The sequence below is a fragment of the Actinoplanes sp. NPDC048791 genome (genome assembly GCF_040650095.1).
GTDB lineage: Bacteria > Actinomycetota > Actinomycetes > Mycobacteriales > Micromonosporaceae > Actinoplanes.
This window is the reverse complement of the sequence record NZ_JBEZGQ010000922.1, coordinates 1-3,327: the sequence shown is the minus strand read 5'-3', so window position 1 is coordinate 3,327 and position 3,327 is coordinate 1. Positions and strand designations below refer to the sequence as shown.

The window sequence follows — 3,327 nt, the reverse complement described above, 5'->3', positions numbered from 1 at the left end:
GCGCGCCCCCGCCGCCCGCCCGCCCCCCCCCGCCGGCGCGGGGGCCGGCGCCCCCCCCCACCCGGGCCCGCGCGCGCCCCCCCTCGACCAGCTCGGCGAAGTCGGCGCGAGCGGCCGGGGGTGGCCCGGGCCCTGCCGCCCCTGCGGTCCGGGGAGCCTCCGCCGGGTCTCCCGGGTACGGGAGAGTCGCCGCCAGCCGGAACCCGCCGCCGGCCGTCGTACCGTGGTAGAGCATGCCGCCCGCCACCCGGACCCGCTCGGTGAGGCCGTGCAGCCCGCGCCCGGATGTCGTCTGGGCGACGCTCTGCCCCGCCGTGTTCGTCACGCCCGCGATGAGCGCGTCGGACTCGTACCGCAGCGACAGCTCGATGTCGCCGCCGTGCGCGTGCCGCAGCGCGTTGGTCACGCCTTCCTGAATGACCCGGTAGGCCGCGTGCTCGGTGAGCGCGGCGAGCGGCCGCTCCTCGCCCTGCCGGACGATCGTCACCCGCGAGCCGGCCGCGCGGGCGTTCGCCGCCAGCTCGTCCAGCCCGGTCAGCGAGGGCGCCGGGGACTGGGTGTCGTCCTGGCCGAGGATGCCGAGGATCTGCCGCAGCTCGGTCATGGCCGCGGCGGACGCTTCCCGCAGCAACTGCGAGTTCTCGTCGCGGGCCAGGCCGGCGTACAGCGAGATCAGGGTCAGCTTGTGGCCGAGGGAGTCGTGCAGGTCGCGGGCGATGCGGGTGCGCTCGCGGGCCTGGGCCGCACGGGCTGCCTCGTCCCGCTCGTCGTGCAGCTGCACGTTGCGGCGGTGCATGGCCGCCAGCAAGGTACGCCGCCGGCGTACCAGCCGGCCGGCCGCCGCCGGGAAGATCGCGAGCAGCACGAACAGGGCGGACATCAGCACGACGGTGGTCCCGTCGAGCGGCTCCTCCCACCACCACACCGCGCCCAGCAGACCCGCCCAGGCCACCGCCAGCCCGGCCGCGAGCTGCCGCCGGTCGGCGACGCGGTAGCTGAACGACGCGCTCAGCGCCACCAGCAGCAGGCTGTTCTCCCCGCCGGTGCACACCCCGATGACCGCCGCCCCCGTGTACGCGGCCAGCGGGTGCACCAGCCGCAGCACCACCAGCAGCGGCGTGCTCACCCCGACGATCCAGGGCACGGCCGGGTACACGGCGGCCACCGCCGCGGGGACTGTCACGCCGGCGGTGACCAGCACCGTCAGCAGGATCTCGTAGGTCAGTCGCCACGAACCCGTCCGGCGCAGCGCGGCCAAGGTCATGGCGAGTTCCTACCACTCACCGGCGGTCCCGGGCGATCTGGTCGACGGCCTTGCTCGCCTGGAGCAGCCCGGCGCCGGTGTGCTGCCGGTAGATCCGTACGGCTGTCGCGGGGTCGTCGCGGTCGAGGGCCGTCCCGACGTCCGCCCGCATGGCCTCGACGTCGATCGGGCGGCCGGCGGCCAGCAAGCGGGCGCGGCGGGTGAGGTAGGCGGAGACGACCAGCATGAGGAGGCCGACCAGGCCGATGAACAGTGCGATTTTCCACGTCATGCAGAGAAGTCTGCCGATCCGGGCCCGGTGCCCGCGTCTGCGGAACGACTGACGCGCACCGGGGCCGGATCAGACTTTCGTTGACTTGACGGGTGCGCTCTCCCCCGGGATCAGTGGCTGGTCACGAGCAGGCGGACGGCGACGGTGGCCAGGACGAGCCCGGTGACCTGCTCGATGCGCGCCTTGACCCGCGGGCGGCGCAGCCAGCGGCCGAGCCGGTCCACCGCGGCGACGTAGAGCCCGAACCAGCTCAGGTAGAGCCCCGCGAAGATCGCCGACAGCAGCAGGGCCTCGGCCCGCGGCGAGCCGCCGCCGACGGTGAGGAACTGCGGCAGGAAGGTGACGAAGAACAGCGCCACCTTCGGGTTCAGGGCGTTCGACAGGAAACCCTGCCGCAGGTACGCCGACCGCCGCACCGGCACCACGTCCGGCTGGTCGGTGACCGGCGCGCGCGGTGACCTCGCCGCCGACCACAGCATCTGCGCCGCGAGCCACAGCAGGTACACCGCCCCGGCGATCTTCAGCACGGTGAACGCCGTCGCCGAGGCGAGCAGCAACGCCGACAACCCGAGCGCGGCGGCGCCCGCGTGCACGCCCACTCCCAGTACGCCGCCGACCAGGGTCAGCACTCCGCCGGCCCGGCCGCCGACCAGCGCGTTGCGGGTCATCAGGGCCTGGTCCGGGCCCGGCAGCATGATCAGCACCAGGGCCGTCATCGCGAACGTCAACATCGCCGTCTCCTCGTTCCGTCGGTGCAACTGACGATGCCGCCCACCGATCCATACGTCCAATGCCAGTTCAGGAGCTGTCCCATGACTAGAATTTATGAATGGTCACCCTGGTGCAGCTACGCGTGATCGACGCCGTCGCCGGCTCGGATCAGTGACCGCGGCCGCCAAGGAGCTGCGCTACACCCAGCCCGCGATCAGCCATCAGCTGTCCCGGCTGGAGGCTCAGCTCGGGGCCGGGCTGGTGCAGCGGGCCGGCCGCGGAATCCGGCTCACCCCGGCCGGCCGCCTGCTCGCGGACCGGGCAGCGGAGATCATCGGCCGGGTCGACGCGGCCACCGCGGAACTGTCCGCGCTGGTCGGACTGAGCACGGGACGGGTCCGGCTGGCCGGCTTCGGCTCGCTCATGAGCTCGCTGGTCCCGCAGGCGGCCACCATCCTGGCCCGGCGCCACCCCGGCCTGGAGCTCGGCCTGGCCGACACCCATCCGGAAGAGGCCCTGCACCAGCTGCGCACCGGCCAGGTCGAGGTCGCGGTGATCTTCCGGTACGACGACACGGCCCCGGAGGACGACGGCATCCGGCTGACCCATCTGCTCGACGACCCGCTCTACCTGCTCACCACCGGCGGCGGCACCACCCTCGCCGACCACGCGCGTTCGCCCTGGATCGCCGGCTGCGAACGGTGCCGCAGCCACCTGCTGGAGATGTGCGAACGCGCCGGCTTCACCCCGCGCCTGGCGTACACCACCGACGACATGGTGGTGATGCAGAGCCTGGTCGCCGCGGGCATGGGCGTCACCACGATCCCCGGACTGGCGCTGCGGGCCCACCGCCAGCCGGCGATCACGGCCACGCCGCTGCCCGTACCGCTGCGCCGGATCCACGCCGCCACCTACGGCGAGCCACCGGACCCACCCGCCACCGCTGCGCTCGTCGCGGCTCTCATCGAGGCCGCCTCGGCCGATCCGGCCGGGTAGCCGGACCAGGCCGCCATGGACAACGAGGCCCCTCAGCCCGCCGCCCCGGATGGCCGGGCGGGCCGCTCCAGACGGCCGGGCGGGC

4 protein-coding genes are annotated in these 3,327 nt (G+C 74.1%); 1 reads left to right on the top strand and 3 read right to left on the bottom strand.

The window, feature by feature from the left end; translation table 11 throughout:
* The 3 genes from AB0C29_RS39775 to AB0C29_RS39765 all read right to left on the bottom strand — a co-directional run.
* A partial coding sequence (locus tag AB0C29_RS39775; protein WP_360831944.1) for a histidine kinase occupies positions 1-1,264 on the bottom strand: 1,264 nt, incomplete at its 3' end.
* Positions 1,265-1,280: 16 nt separating this feature from the next.
* Positions 1,281-1,535, bottom strand: a complete 255-nt coding sequence (locus AB0C29_RS39770; protein WP_360831942.1) for a hypothetical protein — start codon at positions 1,533-1,535, stop codon at positions 1,281-1,283.
* Between the two features lie 110 nt (positions 1,536-1,645).
* Complete coding sequence (locus AB0C29_RS39765) at positions 1,646-2,266, bottom strand: LysE family translocator (RefSeq protein WP_360831939.1); 621 nt, start codon at positions 2,264-2,266, stop codon at positions 1,646-1,648.
* A 151-nt stretch (positions 2,267-2,417) separates the two neighbouring features.
* On the opposite strand from AB0C29_RS39765, the gene AB0C29_RS39760 reads away from it, so the two are divergent.
* Positions 2,418-3,242 carry a LysR family transcriptional regulator gene (locus tag AB0C29_RS39760; protein WP_360831936.1) on the top strand — a complete coding sequence of 275 codons (825 nt, stop codon included), beginning with the start codon at positions 2,418-2,420 and terminating at the stop codon, positions 3,240-3,242.
* Positions 3,243-3,327 lie beyond the last annotated feature (85 nt).

Excerpts from the sequence above, each read along its gene's own strand:
- AB0C29_RS39770 (WP_360831942.1), bottom strand. The coding sequence starts at position 1,535 with ATGACGTGGAAAATCGCACTGTTCATCGGCCTGGTCGGCCTCCTCATG.
- AB0C29_RS39765 (WP_360831939.1), bottom strand. The coding sequence starts at position 2,266 with ATGTTGACGTTCGCGATGACGGCCCTGGTGCTGATCATGCTGCCGGGC.